Source organism: Paenibacillus sp. LBL, assembly GCF_029893715.1.
Classification (GTDB): Bacteria; Bacillota; Bacilli; order Paenibacillales; family Paenibacillaceae; genus Paenibacillus_AQ; species Paenibacillus_AQ glucanolyticus.
Map to the genome: position 1 here is coordinate 42,657 of NZ_JARXYU010000018.1, position 17,341 is coordinate 59,997.

At 50.5% G+C, this 17,341-nt stretch carries 15 protein-coding genes, 1 tRNA gene and 1 other annotated feature; of the genes, 11 read left to right on the forward strand and 5 right to left on the reverse strand.

What is annotated here, in order from left to right; genetic code table 11:
- Positions 1-226 precede the first annotated feature (226 nt).
- The 4 genes from M2277_RS26390 to M2277_RS26405 all read left to right on the forward strand — a co-directional run bounded on the left by M2277_RS26390 (position 227) and on the right by M2277_RS26405 (position 6,468).
- The gene (locus M2277_RS26390; protein WP_481857789.1) at positions 227-1,237 is read left to right on the forward strand and encodes an MBL fold metallo-hydrolase; all 1,011 of its coding nucleotides are present in this window, start codon (positions 227-229) and stop codon (positions 1,235-1,237) included.
- 448 nt (positions 1,238-1,685) lie between these two features.
- Positions 1,686-2,867, forward strand: a complete 1,182-nt coding sequence (locus M2277_RS26395) for a glucose-1-phosphate adenylyltransferase (protein ID WP_006208757.1) — start codon at positions 1,686-1,688, stop codon at positions 2,865-2,867.
- A gap of 13 nt (positions 2,868-2,880) precedes the next feature.
- Positions 2,881-3,984, forward strand: a complete 1,104-nt coding sequence (gene glgD, locus M2277_RS26400) for a glucose-1-phosphate adenylyltransferase subunit GlgD (RefSeq protein ID WP_006208758.1) — start codon at positions 2,881-2,883, stop codon at positions 3,982-3,984.
- Between the two features lie 39 nt (positions 3,985-4,023).
- Positions 4,024-6,468: a glycogen/starch/alpha-glucan phosphorylase gene (locus M2277_RS26405; RefSeq protein WP_280756028.1), complete on the forward strand. Its 2,445-nt coding sequence runs from the start codon at positions 4,024-4,026 to the stop codon at positions 6,466-6,468.
- A gap of 358 nt (positions 6,469-6,826) precedes the next feature.
- On the opposite strand, the gene M2277_RS26410 is transcribed toward M2277_RS26405, so the two are convergent.
- Positions 6,827-7,390 (reverse strand): phosphatidylglycerophosphatase A family protein, encoded by a 564-nt coding sequence (locus M2277_RS26410; protein WP_006208761.1) that lies wholly within the window; start codon positions 7,388-7,390, stop codon positions 6,827-6,829.
- A 168-nt stretch (positions 7,391-7,558) separates the two neighbouring features.
- On the opposite strand from M2277_RS26410, the gene M2277_RS26415 reads away from it, so the two are divergent.
- The 3 genes from M2277_RS26415 (at position 7,559) to M2277_RS26425 (ending at position 10,127) form a co-directional block, all read left to right on the forward strand.
- On the forward strand, positions 7,559-8,617 hold the full coding sequence (locus M2277_RS26415) for a GerMN domain-containing protein (protein WP_006208762.1): 1,059 nt from the start codon (positions 7,559-7,561) through the stop codon (positions 8,615-8,617).
- A gap of 115 nt (positions 8,618-8,732) precedes the next feature.
- Entirely contained in the window at positions 8,733-9,491 is a 759-nt protein-coding gene (rph, locus tag M2277_RS26420) for a ribonuclease PH (protein WP_036641360.1), read from the forward strand.
- A gap of 3 nt (positions 9,492-9,494) precedes the next feature.
- On the forward strand, positions 9,495-10,127 hold the full coding sequence (locus M2277_RS26425) for an XTP/dITP diphosphatase (RefSeq protein WP_063478853.1): 633 nt from the start codon (positions 9,495-9,497) through the stop codon (positions 10,125-10,127).
- A gap of 75 nt (positions 10,128-10,202) precedes the next feature.
- Here the strand turns inward: M2277_RS26425 and asnB are convergent, their stop codons facing one another.
- Complete coding sequence (asnB, locus tag M2277_RS26430; RefSeq protein ID WP_280756029.1) at positions 10,203-12,047, reverse strand: asparagine synthase (glutamine-hydrolyzing); 1,845 nt, start codon at positions 12,045-12,047, stop codon at positions 10,203-10,205.
- A gap of 162 nt (positions 12,048-12,209) precedes the next feature.
- Between asnB and M2277_RS26435 the strand changes: the two genes are divergently transcribed.
- Positions 12,210-12,524: a hypothetical protein gene (locus M2277_RS26435; protein ID WP_006208767.1), complete on the forward strand. Its 315-nt coding sequence runs from the start codon at positions 12,210-12,212 to the stop codon at positions 12,522-12,524.
- A 54-nt stretch (positions 12,525-12,578) separates the two neighbouring features.
- A complete protein-coding gene (locus tag M2277_RS26440) occupies positions 12,579-12,944 on the forward strand; it encodes a hypothetical protein (protein WP_006208768.1) in 366 nt (121 codons plus the stop codon).
- Between the two features lie 95 nt (positions 12,945-13,039).
- Here the strand turns inward: M2277_RS26440 and M2277_RS26445 are convergent, their stop codons facing one another.
- The gene (locus tag M2277_RS26445; RefSeq protein ID WP_036641371.1) at positions 13,040-13,336 is read right to left on the reverse strand and encodes a magnetosome magnetite crystal formation protein family; all 297 of its coding nucleotides are present in this window, start codon (positions 13,334-13,336) and stop codon (positions 13,040-13,042) included.
- 158 nt (positions 13,337-13,494) lie between these two features.
- Here M2277_RS26445 and M2277_RS26450 point away from each other — a divergent pair.
- Together M2277_RS26450 and M2277_RS26455 are read left to right on the forward strand one after the other, a co-directional pair.
- A tRNA-Arg gene (locus tag M2277_RS26450) sits at positions 13,495-13,568 on the forward strand.
- A 181-nt stretch (positions 13,569-13,749) separates the two neighbouring features.
- Positions 13,750-14,190, forward strand: coding sequence for a hypothetical protein (locus M2277_RS26455; protein ID WP_280756030.1), 441 nt, complete (start codon positions 13,750-13,752; stop codon positions 14,188-14,190).
- Between the two features lie 98 nt (positions 14,191-14,288).
- Here M2277_RS26455 and M2277_RS26460 read toward each other — a convergent pair whose 3' ends face one another.
- Complete coding sequence (locus tag M2277_RS26460; protein WP_280756031.1) at positions 14,289-16,151, reverse strand: arginine--tRNA ligase; 1,863 nt, start codon at positions 16,149-16,151, stop codon at positions 14,289-14,291.
- 61 nt (positions 16,152-16,212) lie between these two features.
- Positions 16,213-16,437, reverse strand: a binding site (T-box leader).
- Positions 16,438-16,494: 57 nt separating this feature from the next.
- The gene (locus tag M2277_RS26465; protein ID WP_148247980.1) at positions 16,495-17,259 is read right to left on the reverse strand and encodes a class I SAM-dependent methyltransferase; all 765 of its coding nucleotides are present in this window, start codon (positions 17,257-17,259) and stop codon (positions 16,495-16,497) included.
- Positions 17,260-17,341 lie beyond the last annotated feature (82 nt).

A 17,341-nucleotide genomic window follows, 5' to 3' on the forward strand; every position in this document is an offset into this window, starting at 1 on the left:
AAAGGGTGTGTGGAAGGAAGTCGGCGGCGGTGCAAGTCCCTGTGAGGGACTTGGAAGGGCGCTAAAGAAAAGGCATCTCCAAGATGGTATGGGCCATACGGGGGTGCCTTCTTCTTTGAACACCGCTCCAAACGAGCTCAGCCTTTTGTATACATATCCCGATTACAAGCTTATGATGAAAGGGTCAGGTTTTGAAGCCACAATGCAGATGGAGGTTGCATCTACGATGAATCAGGAAGAGAAGGGACAAATCCCCGGGATTAATCATATAGAAGAGCGTCAGCTCAGTCAGGTGAAGATTACGCTGTCTAATCCTTTGCGCTGGGTGAACAGTTATGTGCTGCGGGGAGATGATGGTGTCACCATCCTTGACCCAGGCCCGCGTACGGACTCCTCGGAGCAGGAATGGCAGGCTGCGCTGGAGCTGCTCGATATCGGAATCAGCGACATCGTCTCGGTTGTGCTGACTCACCATCATCCGGATCACTATGGCCTGGCCGGATGGTTTCAGGAGCGCACCGGTGCGAAGGTCTGGATGTCCGAGCGTGCCCATCGGGAAGCGATGCTGATGTGGGGCCCGGATTCTACTATGGACAGCGCGCTTCCGTCGTTCTTTGGGCTGCATGGCATGCCGGAATCCTGGCTTGACCAGCTGCCGGAGCATCTGAACAGCTTCTTCTCCCAAGTTACGCCGCAGCCGCAAGTCTCGTACATCGGGGAGGACCTGCCTTTCCGGATGGGGAACAGGATATGGATACCGGTCCAAACCGCCGGCCATGCTCCGGGGCATCTGTCGTTCTTCCATGCCGACAGCGGCATTCTGCTCTGCGGCGATGCTGTGCTGCCGCAAATCTCGCCCAACGTCAGCCTGCTGCCCGGCAGCGACGCCGGGCCGCTGGCGCTCTTCCTCGCAGGGCTGCGCCGCCTGCGGGAACTGCATGTCCGGACTGCGTATCCCGGACACCGCCACCCGTTCACGCATGTCCGTGAACGGATCGAAGCGCTCCTCGTTCATCACGAGGAGCGCCTGACGGCAATCGCCGGCATGCTGGGCGCAGCCGGACGGCTAACCGCCTTCGAGGTCTGCACCGCCCTCTTCGGCGATAAGCTCGGCATCCACCAGCTGCGCTTTGCCATGTGCGAAGCGCTTGCCCATCTTGCCGAGCTCACCGATCGCGGGGAAGCCGAGATGGTGGAACACGAGGACGGAATGTGCTATTTTTCTGTGCGGAAATAGCGGCATTCCTGATATAATCAAGACATGAATAAACCGTCTGCTTGTACGTTTGCTTCCATCATGCGTAGAAAGGGCGGTTTTTTGTTTAATAGATCAGAAGGGATACGTTGTGGAGCATCCGCTATGGGATACCCCGGGAAAAAGCGTCCGAACCGCTGCGTCTGGATGCTTGGTAGGTACATCCCCTGTAAGACTGCAGCAGAGTACATTCTTAGAATAGGAAAGCGCTTCAACTTAGGGGGATCCTTCGTTATCCGGAGTCAGAGTTTTCTAATAACCCGCATATATTTAATGTTACCTGTGCTGTATAAGCGCAAGCATTCCCTCTTGTATCATCTTTAGTCTTAATCATTGACCACCATGATCCACTCCATCACTTGGGTTTCAATCTGCAATTTTCATGTTATAGGATTCGTATCTCATAAGCCCCTGAAAAGGAGAATCTGCCATGAAGAAAAAAGATGTGGTTGCCATGCTGCTCGCAGGAGGTCAAGGCAAACGGCTGAAGGGTCTGACAAAGACACTGGCGAAGCCGGCTGTTTATTTTGGGGGTACATACCGGATTATTGATTTTCCCCTCAGCAACTGCTCCCATTCTGGAATTGACACCGTCGGTGTGCTCACGCAGTATGAGCCGCTGGTGCTGCATTCCTACATTGGTGTAGGCAGCGACTGGGATATGGACCGGCTGAATGGGGGCGTATTCGTGCTGCCGCCCCATGAACGCGAAGACGGGACTACCTGGTACCGCGGGACGGCAGATGCAATCTTCCGTAACCTCAAGTTTATTGATCAGTATGATCCCGAGCACGTCCTTATTTTATCAGGAGACCACATCTACAAGATGGATTACGACCGCATGCTGGCTTACCACAAGGAGAAGGATGCGGATTGCACCATCTCGGTCATTGAAGTTAGTCTGGACGAAGCGAAGCGATTTGGCATGGTGAATACGGATGAGAATTACCGGATTTATGAATTCGAGGAGAAGCCGGCACAGCCCAAGAGCACTACAGCTTCCATGGGCGTATACCTGTTCCGCTGGAAGCTGCTGCGATCCTACTTACTGCAGAATGCGGAGCTTCCGGGAACGAGCCATGATTTTGGCAAAGACATTCTGCCGAATATGCTGGATGACGGGAAAACGCTGTACGCCTATCCATTCGACGGGTATTGGAAGGATGTCGGCACGATCCAAAGCTTATGGGAAGCCAATATGGATCTGCTCAGCGAGAAGCCCAAGCTGGACTTAAACGATCCGTTATGGCGGATTTACACCCGGAATCCGAATCAGCCGGCAGAGTATATTTCGCCAACCGCAGTCGTGCGGAACAGCATGATTAATGAAGGCTGCACCGTATGCGGCGAGGTGGAGCACTCGGTCCTCTTTTATGGCGTTGAGATAGGGGAAGGCAGTGTCATCACCGATTCGGTTATCATGCCCAAGGTGCGTATTGGCAGCCATGTTCGCATACACCGTGCCATCGTGACCGAGGATATGGTCATTGAAGACCATACAACCATCGGTCCGCCTCCGGAAGATCCATCCCAGATCGTGCTTGTAAGCGGTAATGATGAAGACGTGCTGAAGCTGCTTCAATCGTCTTCGTCCCACATTAATCAAGGTTAGGACGGGATCGCAGATGAGAGAACTCATGGGGATTATTAATTTGGAGCATGAACGGGATGTGCTGAATGAATTGACGTATTACCGCTGCGGTGCGGCTGTGCCTTTTGCGAGCAGGTATCGCTTGATTGACTTTGTGATGTCGAACATGATGCATGCCGGCATCCAGGATATCGCGCTCTTCGTTCGCCGGAAATACCGATCCTTGATGGATCATCTCGGTGAAGGTCGTCCGTGGGATATGCATCGTAAGCGGGGCGGCTTATTCATCCTTCCACCGGATTGGAATGATGAGACGGATGTGTCCGCCGGCGAGCTGCGACATATTTATAACAATCTGGATTTCTTTGAGCGGGGGGCTGCAAAATATATCGTGCATTCCGGCAGTCAGCATATCAGTACGGTCGATTTGAACGAGGTGTATGAATACCATCTGGAGCAGGGCGCTGATGTAACACTGGTATACACAAGAGTGGATAAGCCGAGAGATGAGCATCGTTCCTGCACACACCTGGATGTCAACGAGGATGGCATCGTAACGGACATTCATTACGAACACAAGCACGATGGGGTCTACATGGAATTGTTTGTGATGGAGAAATCGTTGTTTCTTGAGATGGCGGATCATTGCATAGCCCATGGCGGCAGCAATTTCTTTCGGGATGCGATCATGCGCAACCGTCATAAGCTGAATATTGCAGGGTACGAATATCGCGGATATCATGCGGTGATCAACTCGCTTGAAAGCTATTACCGCACCAGCATGAATCTTCTCAACCCCACGGCATACAACAGCTTGTTTCGCAAGCAGTCTGTTCACACCAAAATCAAGTACGAGGTTCCGGCAAAATATTTGAACTCCGCCGATGTAAGCAATGCGTTGGTAGCCAACGGTTGTCAGATCGATGGGGAAGTCAAGAACAGCATTCTGTTTCGAGGGGTACAGGTAAAAAGAGGTGCGAGCATTCACAATTCGATTATTATGCAAAAGTGCGTTATTGGTGAAAACGTAAGGCTTGAGAACGTCATACTCGATAAAGACGTGATCATCTCGCGGGATCATAAACTTCAGGGCGATTTTCGCAAGCCCTTTGTAATTGCCAAGGACATCTCCATCTGATATCAAAAATAAAACGAGTCCGTCAGGAGGAACTTTCTTTTGTTTAACAACAAGGAAACATTCAAGCAGGTCTTTACGGAGCAATTGGTGAGTCGTTTGGGGAAGGGGCTTGAGGAAGCAGCGCCTGAGGATGTTTATAAAATACTCGGGGGCATGATCCGGGAGTATGTCGGACGGCAATGGGCGGCAGCCAATCGGACCTACCGGGATACAGCGCAGAAACAAGTATATTACTTCTCGCTGGAATTTTTGATCGGGCGGCTGATGGGAAACAATCTGCTGAATCTCGGCGTGCTGGACATGGTCCGGAGCGGTCTGCTGGAGCTGGGCTGGAATTTGGAAGAGATTGAGGAGCAGGAGCCGGATGCAGGTCTCGGCAACGGGGGGCTTGGGCGTCTTGCAGCATGCTTTCTGGATTCGCTGGCATCACTGAGTTATGCAGGCCATGGATGCGGGATTCGTTATAAGTATGGATTGTTTGAACAGAAGATTATTGATGGTTATCAGGTTGAGCTGCCTGACAATTGGCTCCAGCGGGGTAACGTCTGGGAAGAGCGGCGGGCGGACAAAGCGGTGGAAGTACGCTTCTGGGGTCATGTGGAAATCGGTATGCAGGAAGAACGAACGGTGTTTCACACGGTGGACTACGAACGTGTTCTGGCCGTCCCTTATGATGTGCCTGTGATCGGTTATGGCGAGGGGCAGGTGAATACATTGCGCCTGTGGAGCGCCGAATCGGCAACGGATTTGTCCAGAATCCGTACGGCCAATCAACATAACAGCTATTATAAATTTTTAGAATATAACAGGTCGGTTGAATCCATATCGGAATTTTTGTACCCGGATGATTCGGCTTACGAAGGCAAGCTTCTGCGGCTGAAGCAGCAGTACTTTCTCTGTTCCGCGGGGGTTCAGAGCATCCTCAGAACGTTTGACAAGCTGGGGCTGATGTATCGTGAGCTGCCGGAATATGTCGCAATTCATATTAATGATACACACCCTACACTGGTCATACCCGAGCTGATGCGGATTCTTGTTGACGACAAGGGTTTGGGTTGGGATGAGGCTTGGGACATTACGAGCCGGACCGTGTCCTATACCAATCATACCCTGCTGAGCGAAGCATTGGAAAAATGGCCGGCTGGTATGGTCAGGGAGCTGCTACCTCGCGTTTACATGATCATTGAAGAGATCAACAAACGTTTCTGCAGCATGCTGCTGGATCGTTATCCAGGCGACCAAGAGCGTATATCACAGCTCGCGATTGTGGAGAGCGATCAAATACGAATGGCCAATCTGGCCATCGTGGGAAGCTATCATGTGAACGGCGTAGCAGCTCTGCATACAGAACTGCTTAAGACGCAGGTGATGAAACCGCAATATGAGCTGTATCCGGAGCGGTTCAGCAACAAGACCAACGGGATTACCCACCGCCGCTGGCTCATGCACAGCAATCCGGGATTGAGCCAGCTCATCAGCGAAGGCATCGGTACCTCGTGGATCACGGATCCCGTTCAACTGATACAGCTTCAGTCATTAAAGACGGATTCTGCCTTTCAGCAAGGAATTCAGCGAATCAAACGGAGCAATAAAGAACGGCTTGCGGACTATATTGCCCATAAACAAGGGATACAGATTAATCCTGATTCGATATTTGATGTCCATGTTAAGCGGCTCCATGGCTACAAGCGGCAGCTGCTGAACATTTTGCGTGTCATCCATGCTTATAACGAGATTAAGGATCAGCCGGGGGCAGATCGTGTACCGCGTACCGTCATTTTTGGGGCGAAGGCAGCGCCGGGTTACTATTTAGCCAAAAGCATCATCAAGTTAATTAATGTCGTAGCGGATGTCGTTAATCACGATTCGGAGGTAAATGACAAACTTCAAGTGCTGTTTCTCGAGAATTATTCGGTCTCGCTTGCCGAGAAGATTATTCCCGCTGCCGATGTGAGCGAGCAGATATCAACCGCCGGCAAGGAGGCATCCGGCACGGGTAATATGAAATTTATGATGAATGGCGCATTGACCATCGGTACGCTGGATGGAGCGAATGTGGAGATGTTTGAGCTGCTGGGCAGAGATAATATGTTCCTGTTTGGTCTGGAACTTGCGGATGTGCTGGAATATTACCGGACCGGGGCGTATGTAGCCAGAGAGAGGTATGCGCAGGATTCGAGAATCGCCCGTGTGCTGGATCAATTAATATCCTCAGGCCCGTTCTGCTGTCACGAGCTGGAATTCGGTCAGATCCTGCAGTCCCTGCTGGATCACAATGATGAATTTTTTGTATTGGAGGACTTTTCCAGCTATGTTGCGACCCAGGCGGATATCGATGACGTCTATCTGAATGCCAGGGCCTGGACCGAGAAGTCAATTATCAATATTGCCCATTCGGGTCATTTCTCCAGCGACAATACCATTCACCGCTATGCATCCGACATCTGGGACATTGCTTCCGTAAAGGTCAGTATGAACAGGTAGTCTACTATTTTTCTGACAAAAAAAGAACCCCGTCATAGAGATTGGCGGGGTATCCATAAGTGCTCTATTGGATTGTTCTTCATCATAGGATATGATTGAGGTTTGCAAAAATGACTAGATAGATTTACCGTTTTATGCAATTGGACAGCCCGATTTTTCATAGCCGAAGATGAGCCTCTTTATTATAGAAGGAACTCATCTCCAAGCCTGGAGAAGCTTAGATTTCGGTAAGCGCGCTATCGTCTATGATTCTTTGAAATTACCGGGCTCCTTCGATTAGGTCAAGGTGGAGGAGTCCAATTGATAGGCGATAAAAAAGGAGATTCGCGATAGCTGCGAATCTCCTTTTTGAAATGGTTTATTCTTTGGGGAGTTCTTCGGTCGTGCCGTACAACTCGATCTCCCGGTCCGCTTGCTTGCGATGGGCGATCCGGCTGCTGGCGGCTGCGGCAACCGCACCGACGATATCGTCCAGGAAGGTATGGACCCTGCCGCTTGATTTATCATTCAATTGCTCCAGAATGCCGGGCTTGAGTTTGTCGATATATCCGTAATTGGTGAAGCCGATGCTACCGTACACGTTAACGATGGAAAATGCCAGAACCTCATCCACGCCATATAGCCCTTCATCATTGGCCAGCATTTCCTGAAGCGGAGAGATGAGGTTGCCCTCCTCCGCCAAAATATCCAGTTGGATTCCGGTCAATACCGCATTTTGCACCTCGCGTTTGCTGAGCACGGCATCCACATTTTCGATGCATTCTTCCATCGTCAAATTCGGATAGTATTTCTTTTGAAGGATCATTACCAGCTCTGCGATTTCCTCCAATTTGATTCCACGCTCATGCAGCAGGCTCCGTGTTGCTTCTGCTACCTTTTTGCTGTTCAGACTGTAAGGGATATTTGTATCGTTTTCTGCCATGATGGAACTCACCTCATTTTTGTGGGTTGATGAAGATGCTTACGACGATTGTACTTTTTCCGGCACCCCTTTGTCCAGAAAGGGCAAAACTGAGAGTTATTTTTTTGGAAAGGGCTCGTATACATAGGAGTACAACCTGTACAAAAAAATGTTAGGGAGGAACAATACATGAAAAGTAACAAACGCAATCTTCGCAGGCTTTCCGCCGCCGGGCTGCTTGCTGTTCCGATCGTATTGTCCGGCTGTGGTGTGTTTTCCGGGAAACAATCGGAAGCGATTGACCCACCGCCTGCACAAGTGGAGAAGCAGATGCTGAACACGGCCGGATCTACAGCGGCGCAGGGCGACATTGGCACACAAACCACGGTTTATTTATCCGATACGAGAGGAATGCTGGCACCAGTAACCTTGGGGATTCCGAAGGTCGAGGGTGCCAATGAGGTGGCCGAATCCCTTGAAGTGCTTGTGAATGGAGGGCGCTACGCGGGCTTTGTTCCACAGGGCTTCCAGGCCGTGCTGCCTGCCGGTACCCAAATCAATAATGTGACGGTAGATCAGGAGAACAAACTGGCTGTTGTTGAATTCAATAAATCGTTTACGGAATATAAAGCGGCAGATGAACGAAGAATTTTGGAGGCGTTGACGTGGACGCTGACAGGACATGAAGGCATTGAGCAGATGCAGGTATGGGTGGATGGAGTCAAGCTGACGGAGATGCCGGTGAATCACACGCCGCTGGATCGTCCGCTGTCTCGTGCGATGGGCATTAATTTGCAGAAGGCAGATGATGCGTTATACTCCGCTTCCTCACCGGTTACCGTTTATTTCTCCTCATTAACGCCAGACGGGATCCAGTACTATGTACCGGTAACAAGACTTGTTCCGACCGGACAAGATGCGGTCCAGGCCGCCTTGAATGAGCTGATTCGTGGACCGCAGTATGGTGATGGACTCGTTGAAGTCATTCCGGATGACACAACCGTTGCATCCATTGAAACAGGGGAGGACGGCGCCGTAACCGTATCGCTCCAGGACAGCATGTTTGAACAGGGAGAGCAGGTTCCGACCGAGCTGCTGCAGGCTGTCGTGCTTACGGTTTCCGAAAATTCGGAAAATGCGAAGGTGAAAATCCGGATGAACGATCTGGCTGAGGTGGTTGGAACGGACAGCCGCAACTACAGTGAGCCAGTAAGCCGTCCGGAATTTATTAACGAAATTTCGATCTGACGATTTTATCGCTTTGTTTGACAAGATGCACCCCAAAAAGGTGCTTTTGTGCCTGCACTTTGGTAGAATAGGGAATGCTAATCAGGATTGCGATAAGAAGTAGGAGGCAGAAAACATGAGATCTAACGGACGTAAGAGCGATGAGCTTCGACCGATGAATTTATCGACCCATGTGAATAAATATGCGGAAGGCTCCGTGTACATCGAAATGGGAGACACCAAGGTGCTGATTACGGCAACCGTGGATGAGAAAGTTCCCCCGTTTCTGAAAGGACAAGGAAAGGGCTGGGTGACGGCTGAATATTCAATGCTGCCGCGCGCAACACAATCTCGGAATCAACGGGAAGCCAATCGCGGTAAACTCACTGGCCGGACGATGGAAATTCAGCGGCTGATCGGCAGAGCGCTCAGGTCTGTTGTGAATCTGCATGCTCTTGGCGAGCGGACAATTACGCTGGACTGCGATGTGATCCAGGCGGATGGCGGAACGCGGACCACCTCCATAACAGGAGCATTTGTAGCCCTGGCCATAGCGGTAAATAAAATTGCAGAACAACATAAACTCGCAGTATTTCCGATCACGGATTACTTGGCATCGATTAGTGTGGGTATCGCTGGAGGACAGGCGCTGCTGGACCTGAACTATGAAGAGGATTCCAAAGCGAAGGTGGATATGAATCTGGTTATGACCGGAGGGGGTAAATTCGTTGAGGTTCAAGGAACCGGCGAAGAAAGCCCATTCTCGCGCGAGGAGCTGGATCAGATTCTGGAGCTTGGGGAAAAAGGAATCCGCGAGCTGATCGAGCGTCAACAGGAAGCACTCGGACCCATTGCAGCCAAAATCGGTTCCGTGAATGCGGGAACTGGAGTCTAAGATATGACGCTGATACTTGGGGATACTCTCATTGTAGCTACCCGCAATCAGGGGAAAGTGAAGGAATTTGCACATGCTTTTGCTGCGCTTGGCGTGGAAGTCAAGAGTATGTACGATTACCCTGAATTGCCTGATGTCGTTGAAGATGGAGTTACCTTCGCAGCCAATGCATTCAAGAAAGCCAAAGCGGTCGGTGATGCACTGGGATTGCCTGTGCTTGCAGATGATTCCGGATTATGCGTGGATGCGCTGGACGGCGCTCCGGGTGTATATTCCGCAAGGTATGCAGGTGAGCATGGCGCGGATGAGGATAATAACGAGAAGCTGATCGGCGAGCTGGAGCAATTAAGACTGGGTGAGGACACCGAGCAGCCCTTGTTAAGCCCGGCCCGATTCGTCTGCGTGCTGGTGCTGTACGATCCGGTTTCAGGAGAAAAGCTGGAGGCGGAAGGGCATGTCGAAGGGTGGATCACTTCCGATCCATCCGGAAGCGGCGGTTTCGGGTACGACCCGCTGTTCTACTTGCCAAGCCATGAGAAAACGATGGCAGAGCTTTCCCTGGAGGAGAAGCAGTTAATCAGTCACCGCGGAGAAGCCCTTCGCAAGCTGGTCGCGTATCTGCAGGCGCTGAGCTGAATCGAGATGATTGCAAAAAGAAACCATACCGGCGTGAGCGGGTATGGTTTCTTTGTTTTTTCAGTAGAATAAGGTTTAACGTATGGATACGTTATATTCTTTAAGCCAGAAATGAACCTGGGCCAGGTAGGCAAACAGCTGCGGGCCGGACATCAATTGACCGAACCAAGGGAGATTGGAGGACGCGTCCGGCGAAGAGGCCAGCTCCCGTATCCGCGCAGTATCAATGAGCGGAAGCAGCGGAGATGTGCCATCATCCAGTATGGACAGTATCTGCGCTTTGACGGCGGTCAGGTAGTTCGGATTGTGGGTTTTGGGATACGGACTTTTTTTGCGGTACAGGACATCATCCGGGAGCACGCCCTCCAGCGCCTTGCGCAGAATGCCTTTTTCACGGTCGCCTGCTGTTTTGATGCTCCATGGGATGTTCCACACATAATCGATCAGACGATGATCGGTATAAGGCACACGGACCTCCAGTCCGACGCCCATACTCATCCGGTCCTTGCGGTCCAGCAGGGTTGGCATAAAACGGGTGATGTTGAGGTAGGACATAACCCGCATTTTGGCTTGCTGGCCAGTCTCGCCGTCCAGCTTAGGGACTTCAGCTACCGCATCCGAATAGCGGTCTCCCAGGTATTCCAGGGGTCTGATCCAGTCCCGGATTTCGGCAGACAGAAGTCCGGCTCTCATGTCCGGAGCGACCGACCATGGGAATGTGCCGGAGTTCAGCATGTCTTCCCGGTGAAACCAAGGATATCCGCCAAATATTTCATCGGCAGCTTCGCCCGATATGGCAACGGTGGCGCCTTTTTTGATCTCTCGGCAGAAGAGGAGCAGCGATGCATCAACGTCGGCCATGCCGGGCAGGTCGCGCTTTTGCGTGGAGGTATCCAGCGCCTCAACCAATTCGGGAGTATCGAATTCAATCCAGTGATGGTTCGTCCCAAGCTCATCGTGCATCCGTTGAATCCATGGCGCATCTGCGCCAGGCTGGAAGGAATGGGACTGAAAGTGCTTGTTGTTGTCCACATAATCGACAGAGTAGGTATGCACTTGTCCTTGGCCCGTCCGCTTATAGTAATCGACGGCAAGGGAAGAAAGCGCACTGGAATCAAGCCCCCCGGATAAAAGGGAGCAGACCGGCACGTCAGATACCAGCTGACGCTCTACCGTATCCCGGAGGAGATCGCGCAAGTAGCTTGCCGTTTGGTCTACATCATCCTCATGCGGTTTGCTTTCCAGCTTCCAATAGGTGTATTTGCGCAACCCTTCCCGGTTAAATATCATCGCCATGCCAGGGCGGAGTTCGGAGATGTCTTTATAGACGCCATGCCCCGGGGTCCGTGCAGGACCGATAATGAACACTTCGGCAAGTCCTTCAGCACCGACCACGGGCTCCACCTTCGGATGCTGCAGCAGTGCTTTGGGTTCAGAGCCGAAAACCAAGGTTCCGTCGATGTAGCTGTAGAACAAGGGTTTTACTCCCACCCGGTCCCGTGCCAGAAACACTTGTTCCTGCGCACTATCCCAAATGGCAAAGGCAAATATTCCATTGAGGCGTTCCAAACACTCGGGGCCCCATTCGATATAGGAGACTAACAACACTTCCGTATCACACTTGGTATTGAAACGATGTCCGCGTCGTATCAATTCGTCTTTAAGCTCAGCAGCATTATATAATTCCCCGTTGTATACAATGGCGTAGACTTCCTCTTCCTGATGAATGATCATCGGCTGAGCTCCATTTTCGGGGTCGATCACGCTGAGTCTTCGGTGTCCAAATGCGCACGGGTTGGAAATCCAGGTGCCGGATCCGTCAGGTCCGCGGTGAGCCAAACTTTCTGTCATTTTTACCAGCAGCTGCGAATCCTGCGTCAAATCGCCGCTCCATTGTATAAAACCGGTTATTCCGCACATGACGGTTCATCCTCTCTTTGTCTTTGTCATACGCTGTCCCAACTTTTTAATCCTACGTCGCCAAAGTGATACAGATATATGCCGAAGGAAGGCATAAAATGTCTGTCCTTTTACGAAAACTAAGAAAGAGGACGAATTTCAAAGCAAAGGAGAGAAGCGTCCATGGATAAGTCAACCTATTACGTCTCCGTGCAAAGCCGTTCTGTGTTGACTCAGCAGGGGGCAAGCCCTTATGAATGGGAGATCGAAGCTACGCCGGAAGAGGCTGATCAAGTCCGGATTGAGCTGGATATGATGCAGGAGAAGGAAGAAGAAGCCCTTGGATACATGTTTCCTTGGCCGGATACGCCGCAACAAAGCTCCAATGCCCTGTTTCAATCTTCCCTGGATAATGTGTACCGGACGATATATCAGTTGGGTACGCCGGCAACGCGTCAGCAGATGGAGGAGCTGCGATTGCTCTCCGATATGACGTGAAAATAAAAAAAGGATTGTGCAGAAGCCTGCACATCCCATGAAGGAGAATGCATGATGTACGCAATTAGAGACGCAAAAATTCGACGGATTACCGAAGTTAACGGTGCGCCATGCGCCGAGGTGGAGGTATATCCTGAAGCGGAGGGAGAAAGCGCATTGCTGGCTTACCTGACACCATCGTCTCCGCTGGGAGGCTACGAACTGGTGAGAATCGTCCGGAGCAACGCCAGCATGGAGCTCGACTGGTTTGATAACAGCATGCATGATGCTTTTGTGGATGCTACGGACGAAGCGTTCGAGAATAGTGTTCATTCCACGGCCGAGGAGGATCGGGATACCTTTAAACAGCAGCTCCTCTCGACCGGTCAATTGTACGAGCAGTTGAATCAGCGGCTCAGCGAAGGACCTCAGTATTTTTAGGGGTTAGGAAAAAGATTGGCAAAGTTCTTTGGAAGCCTAGACAAGAAGGGCCATGCAGCATGATAGCTGCATGGCCCTTCAATCATCTGATGTGTTTAGTAAGCCGTTTCCCGCAATACTTGAATGCCCATGATGATGTTATATACAAATGCTCCGAAGTAGATGATCCCGAACAGGATGAGATACCCGATAATGGAGCCGAAGGACCCCGAGGTTACGGCCATATAGATCATGGGTATCGCTGCGATAACCGGGAATACGTGCGAGAATAATGCACGGCGGGCGTGCTTGGCAACGTAGGCGTCCGGAGACAGAATCCACACGATGAGGGGGAGAAGAAACGGCGCAAAAAAGATGCTGAAATACGATAAAGAGGACAGAAGCTGTCTCATGGTATCACACTCCTAAAGTCATTCTGATGATATACATATTACCCAGTAAGCGCGTTCCTGATTCTGTAATGAGGGTATTCAAAAAAAGTTCTTTAAAAAATGCCGAATATGCGATATAATATACTTCGTTACTGTTTTAAAGCATTTCATACATATATGTCCCAGTAGCTCAGCTGGATAGAGCAACGGCCTTCTAAGCCGTCGGTCAGGGGTTCGAATCCCTTCTGGGACGTAAAAGAGGCACCGCCATTTATGGCGGTGTTTTTGCGTCCAATCAAGGGCCGCCTTTCTTGCAAATGAAAGATATCCATGACACGATTAGTTTATGTTTTGAGAAGACCTGACTTCATAATCATTTCATCTTATAATAGAAGAAAAAATATTTTCGTATATATATTGAGGAGGCATCAAGCATGCAGCTTACTAAAATATCACAGAATACCGCCATCTTATTGGAGCACGCCAGAAAATCGGGACTCACCTCCTCCGAGTTGCTGGAGGCAGTACGCTCGGGAGAGAATGAGAGATTTCAGATTGCTCAGAATGGTCATTTTCATTACGGGGAACTGTTCGCCTATGCGGGAGAGCATGGGGAAGATTTGGAAAAAGCCGTTATCGAGGGCTACAAAATTACGTTTAATACCCGAAACGGTCTGAAAATATGGCTGGAGGAAACCTTTCACCTCAGCTCGGAATCCGACTTCCGTGTGGGTGAGGGAATCATTGAGGGGTTAAAGCTCAAGAAGGAGCAGTTGGCTCGCTTGAAGGAGGCACTGGCTGTCAACTGGACTCTTCAGGAAGAGCCAGCAACGGATGGAGTTCAGGTCAGACTGACCGTCAGAGGGCTGCAATAAAGGAAAAAAGCCGCCCATTCTTATTCTTGTTGAATAAGAATGGGCGGCTTTTTTAAAGAAACTACAGCTGCATTCAGGAACCTCCCACAGAGTTTCCTTTACATCCGGCTCGGCGTTGGCAATCCCAACACTTCCAAAGCTTCGCCAAGGGTATCCTTAAACAGCGAAGTGAGCCATATCCGGAAACGCTGTACGTCTGCCTCGGCTTTCAGAATCGGACATGCCGAATAAAAATTGTTGAACAAGGAGCACAGCTCATACGCGAAGTTACAGATGGCGCTTGGGGATAGCTCTCGTCCGGCAGCATAAAGGGTATCATGCCAGGTGCTGATATGCCTCAGCAGCGCATGCTCTGCTTTTTCCATGTCAGGGAAGTGAGCAGGCATAGAGGGCAAGACACCGGCATCCTGCGCTTTATTGAGAACACTAAGTGCACGCGCGTAGGAATAGAGCAGGTAGACTCCCGTATTTCCCGAAATTTCCGTGGCCTGTTTCAGATCGAACACAACCTCGGTTTGCAGTGCAAAGCGAAGCAGATAGTAACGGATGGAGGCTGCTGCTATCGCATGGCTGGACAATCCGTTTTTATCCGAACGGGTATCTTCGATGACTTTGGCTACTTGCTGGATAAGCTCGGTAATTTTTATCCCGATCCCTTGACGTCCGGACATGGCATAGGACGCCTTTCCGTCGGAAGTGTCGATTCCAAGATCCGCTGCTGCCGAAGGACTAAGTGAAACCACGCCGTAACTGACATGTCGAAGGTTCTGGGCTTCTTCGTTGAATCCCAAGCCTTCCAGTGCCTGCTTCACCATCAGCTGTGGGTACTGCTGCCTGTAATCAATGACATTGATAACCATATCGGCTTTGCCATATGCCTGCTGTTCACCCTGAGTGCTCGTGGTCCAAACATCTTCGGTGAATCTTGTATATACAAAATCATTGGAGAGCAGTCCGTATTTCCACAAATGATAAGCAATATCTTTGGCGGTGTAAGTCAAAATGCCATTAGAGCGTACCAGCACTTTGTCCATGCTGTGCTCGGAATCGGGATCGTCTGCCTTATCTCCCCCTAATTGTTTGAGCACCCAGCAGCCTGCCAGCTTACCCTCGGTTTCCTGATGGAACAGTGAGGTGTTCTTCAACAATTCGAAAGCGGAATCCCAAAATCCCTCTCTGACAATGCTGCTCTCCCATACCAGAAGGTCGTATCCAATGCCAAACTGCTTCATTTCTTCAAGATGCTCTTTAACGATTCTTTCAGCTACGAGCAATCCGATCCAGGAAAGATTCTGATGTCCCTCCTCCAATGCGTGGAGAACTTCCGTCCGATGTTGAACCAGTGCAGGTTCTCTTTCGTATGCTTTATTCGTGCTCGAATACACATCCCAGCAGTAATCACCGAATCTGGCATGTTCCTTGGACAGCGGGGTATGGAGCATTCCAACAACCGTATCCGCCAGCTGATTGCCAAGATCGTCGATATAATTATGCGCCTCCACCTCATAGCCAAGCTTTCTCATCAGCCGGACCAGCGTATCCCCGATACAGGAATTCCGTAAATGACCGATATGCGCAGATTTGTTCGGATTGATGGAGGTGTGCTCGATAACAATCTTTTCATGGGTCGCCGGCGGCAGTTCAAATGGGTGGTTGGCCCACGCTTCCCAGTCGATGTGCAGATTGATAAAACCTGGAGCCACGACCTCCGTGGCCGAAACCAGTTGTTTGAAGGGAACATCCTGCTCAAGCTCCGTTTTAATTAACTCGGCAATGTGCAGGGGAGCCTTACGAAGCAGCTTGGCAAGCTGCATTGCGATGTTGGTTGCATAATCCCCGTGCTCCATGCTGGAGGGCTGCTCGACCCGGACTGGGATGGATTCCGGCAGCTTGATGCCGAAAGAGTCACACACCTGGATTGCTGCTTGTTGAACACTGGTAATCATTAATTGACTTAACACGGTAAATCCCCCTTTGAAAAATAAGAACACCTCGGAAAAATAAAAAAAGCCCTCATCTCAATAAAGAGACGAGGACTTGTGCTCGCGGTACCACTCTTGTTGTTAAACCGGCAAGGGTTCAACCACCTTCATACAATAACGGTGTAAGCCGGGGCTTCCTACAATCCTTCAATTCGGAAGACCATCTCCTGGGTCCGTTTCACGGCCGACTTTGTACCGGTTTCCACCCTCCCGGCTCGCTTGGACTAAAGTCTGAAGCAGTTACTCTCCCAATCAACGAAAATCACATTTTCAAGCTTTTCATATTATAACCAATCTATTTAGAAAATCAACCATAAAATTGTTAAAGCTTCTCCGCAATGATACGCAAGCGCTTATAATCTGCGTAGTAGGCATCCTCATGCCAGAGCGTGTCGTAGCTTATTTGGCTGATGCGGGCAATTGCATGGTCCCTTTCTTCAGCTGTAAATCCGGTAAAGAAATGATCGCCAAAATGCAGGAGCCAATACCGAACGCCCTCCTTGCCCTCAGACAGCTTGGTAGGACGGTCATAATGATGTGCCATACGGACCCGGAACCCTTGGGCTTCCAGCAGAGTCGCATATTCTGCCACACTAGGAAAATACCACGGATTTCGTGTGTCCGCATCGATTCCATAATGGTCGGCGAATACAGTTCTTAGGGCTTCATAGATCGTTTCAATATTGCCTTGTCCTCCAAATTCGGCGACGAATCGGCCGCCGCTCCTTAGTGCGCCATGCACAGAGCGGACTGCACCTGCAGCATTCTTCATCCAGTGCAGCGCCGCATTGGAGAAGACAGCATCATAAGGTGCTTCGACCGTGAAGTTTTCGCCATTTCCAACGCGGAATGCAAGGCTTTTATACTTAGTTTGGGCCTGCTCAATCATCTCCACGGCTGAGTCCATACCGGTCACGTATGCACCGGCCGTAGATATTTCATAAGCCAAATCACCGGTCCCGCACCCAAGGTCGAGAATCCGCTCGCCGGCTCGAGGCGCCAGAAGCTCTGCCAAACCTTTTCCATAAGCTGAAACAAACGACAACTGCCGATCGTAATCCCGAGGCTTCCATATTTGCTCCGACATCGTAAGACTCCCCCTTTTTTATGAATAACCTCATTGTGACAGGTTTTGTTTATAATTAGAAATATATAAATGCGATAGATTC

Coding starts and splice junctions, on each gene's coding strand:
- M2277_RS26390 (WP_481857789.1), top strand. CDS start 227: ATGAATCAGGAAGAGAAGGGACAAATCCCCGGGATTAATCATATAGAA.
- M2277_RS26395 (WP_006208757.1), top strand. CDS start 1,686: ATGAAGAAAAAAGATGTGGTTGCCATGCTGCTCGCAGGAGGTCAAGGC.
- glgD (WP_006208758.1), top strand. CDS start 2,881: ATGAGAGAACTCATGGGGATTATTAATTTGGAGCATGAACGGGATGTG.
- M2277_RS26410 (WP_006208761.1), bottom strand. CDS start 7,390: ATGGCAGAAAACGATACAAATATCCCTTACAGTCTGAACAGCAAAAAG.
- M2277_RS26415 (WP_006208762.1), top strand. CDS start 7,559: ATGAAAAGTAACAAACGCAATCTTCGCAGGCTTTCCGCCGCCGGGCTG.
- rph (WP_036641360.1), top strand. CDS start 8,733: ATGAGATCTAACGGACGTAAGAGCGATGAGCTTCGACCGATGAATTTA.
- M2277_RS26425 (WP_063478853.1), top strand. CDS start 9,495: ATGACGCTGATACTTGGGGATACTCTCATTGTAGCTACCCGCAATCAG.
- asnB (WP_280756029.1), bottom strand. CDS start 12,047: ATGTGCGGAATAACCGGTTTTATACAATGGAGCGGCGATTTGACGCAG.
- M2277_RS26435 (WP_006208767.1), top strand. CDS start 12,210: ATGGATAAGTCAACCTATTACGTCTCCGTGCAAAGCCGTTCTGTGTTG.
- M2277_RS26440 (WP_006208768.1), top strand. CDS start 12,579: ATGTACGCAATTAGAGACGCAAAAATTCGACGGATTACCGAAGTTAAC.
- M2277_RS26445 (WP_036641371.1), bottom strand. CDS start 13,336: ATGAGACAGCTTCTGTCCTCTTTATCGTATTTCAGCATCTTTTTTGCG.
- M2277_RS26455 (WP_280756030.1), top strand. CDS start 13,750: ATGCAGCTTACTAAAATATCACAGAATACCGCCATCTTATTGGAGCAC.
- M2277_RS26465 (WP_148247980.1), bottom strand. CDS start 17,259: ATGTCGGAGCAAATATGGAAGCCTCGGGATTACGATCGGCAGTTGTCG.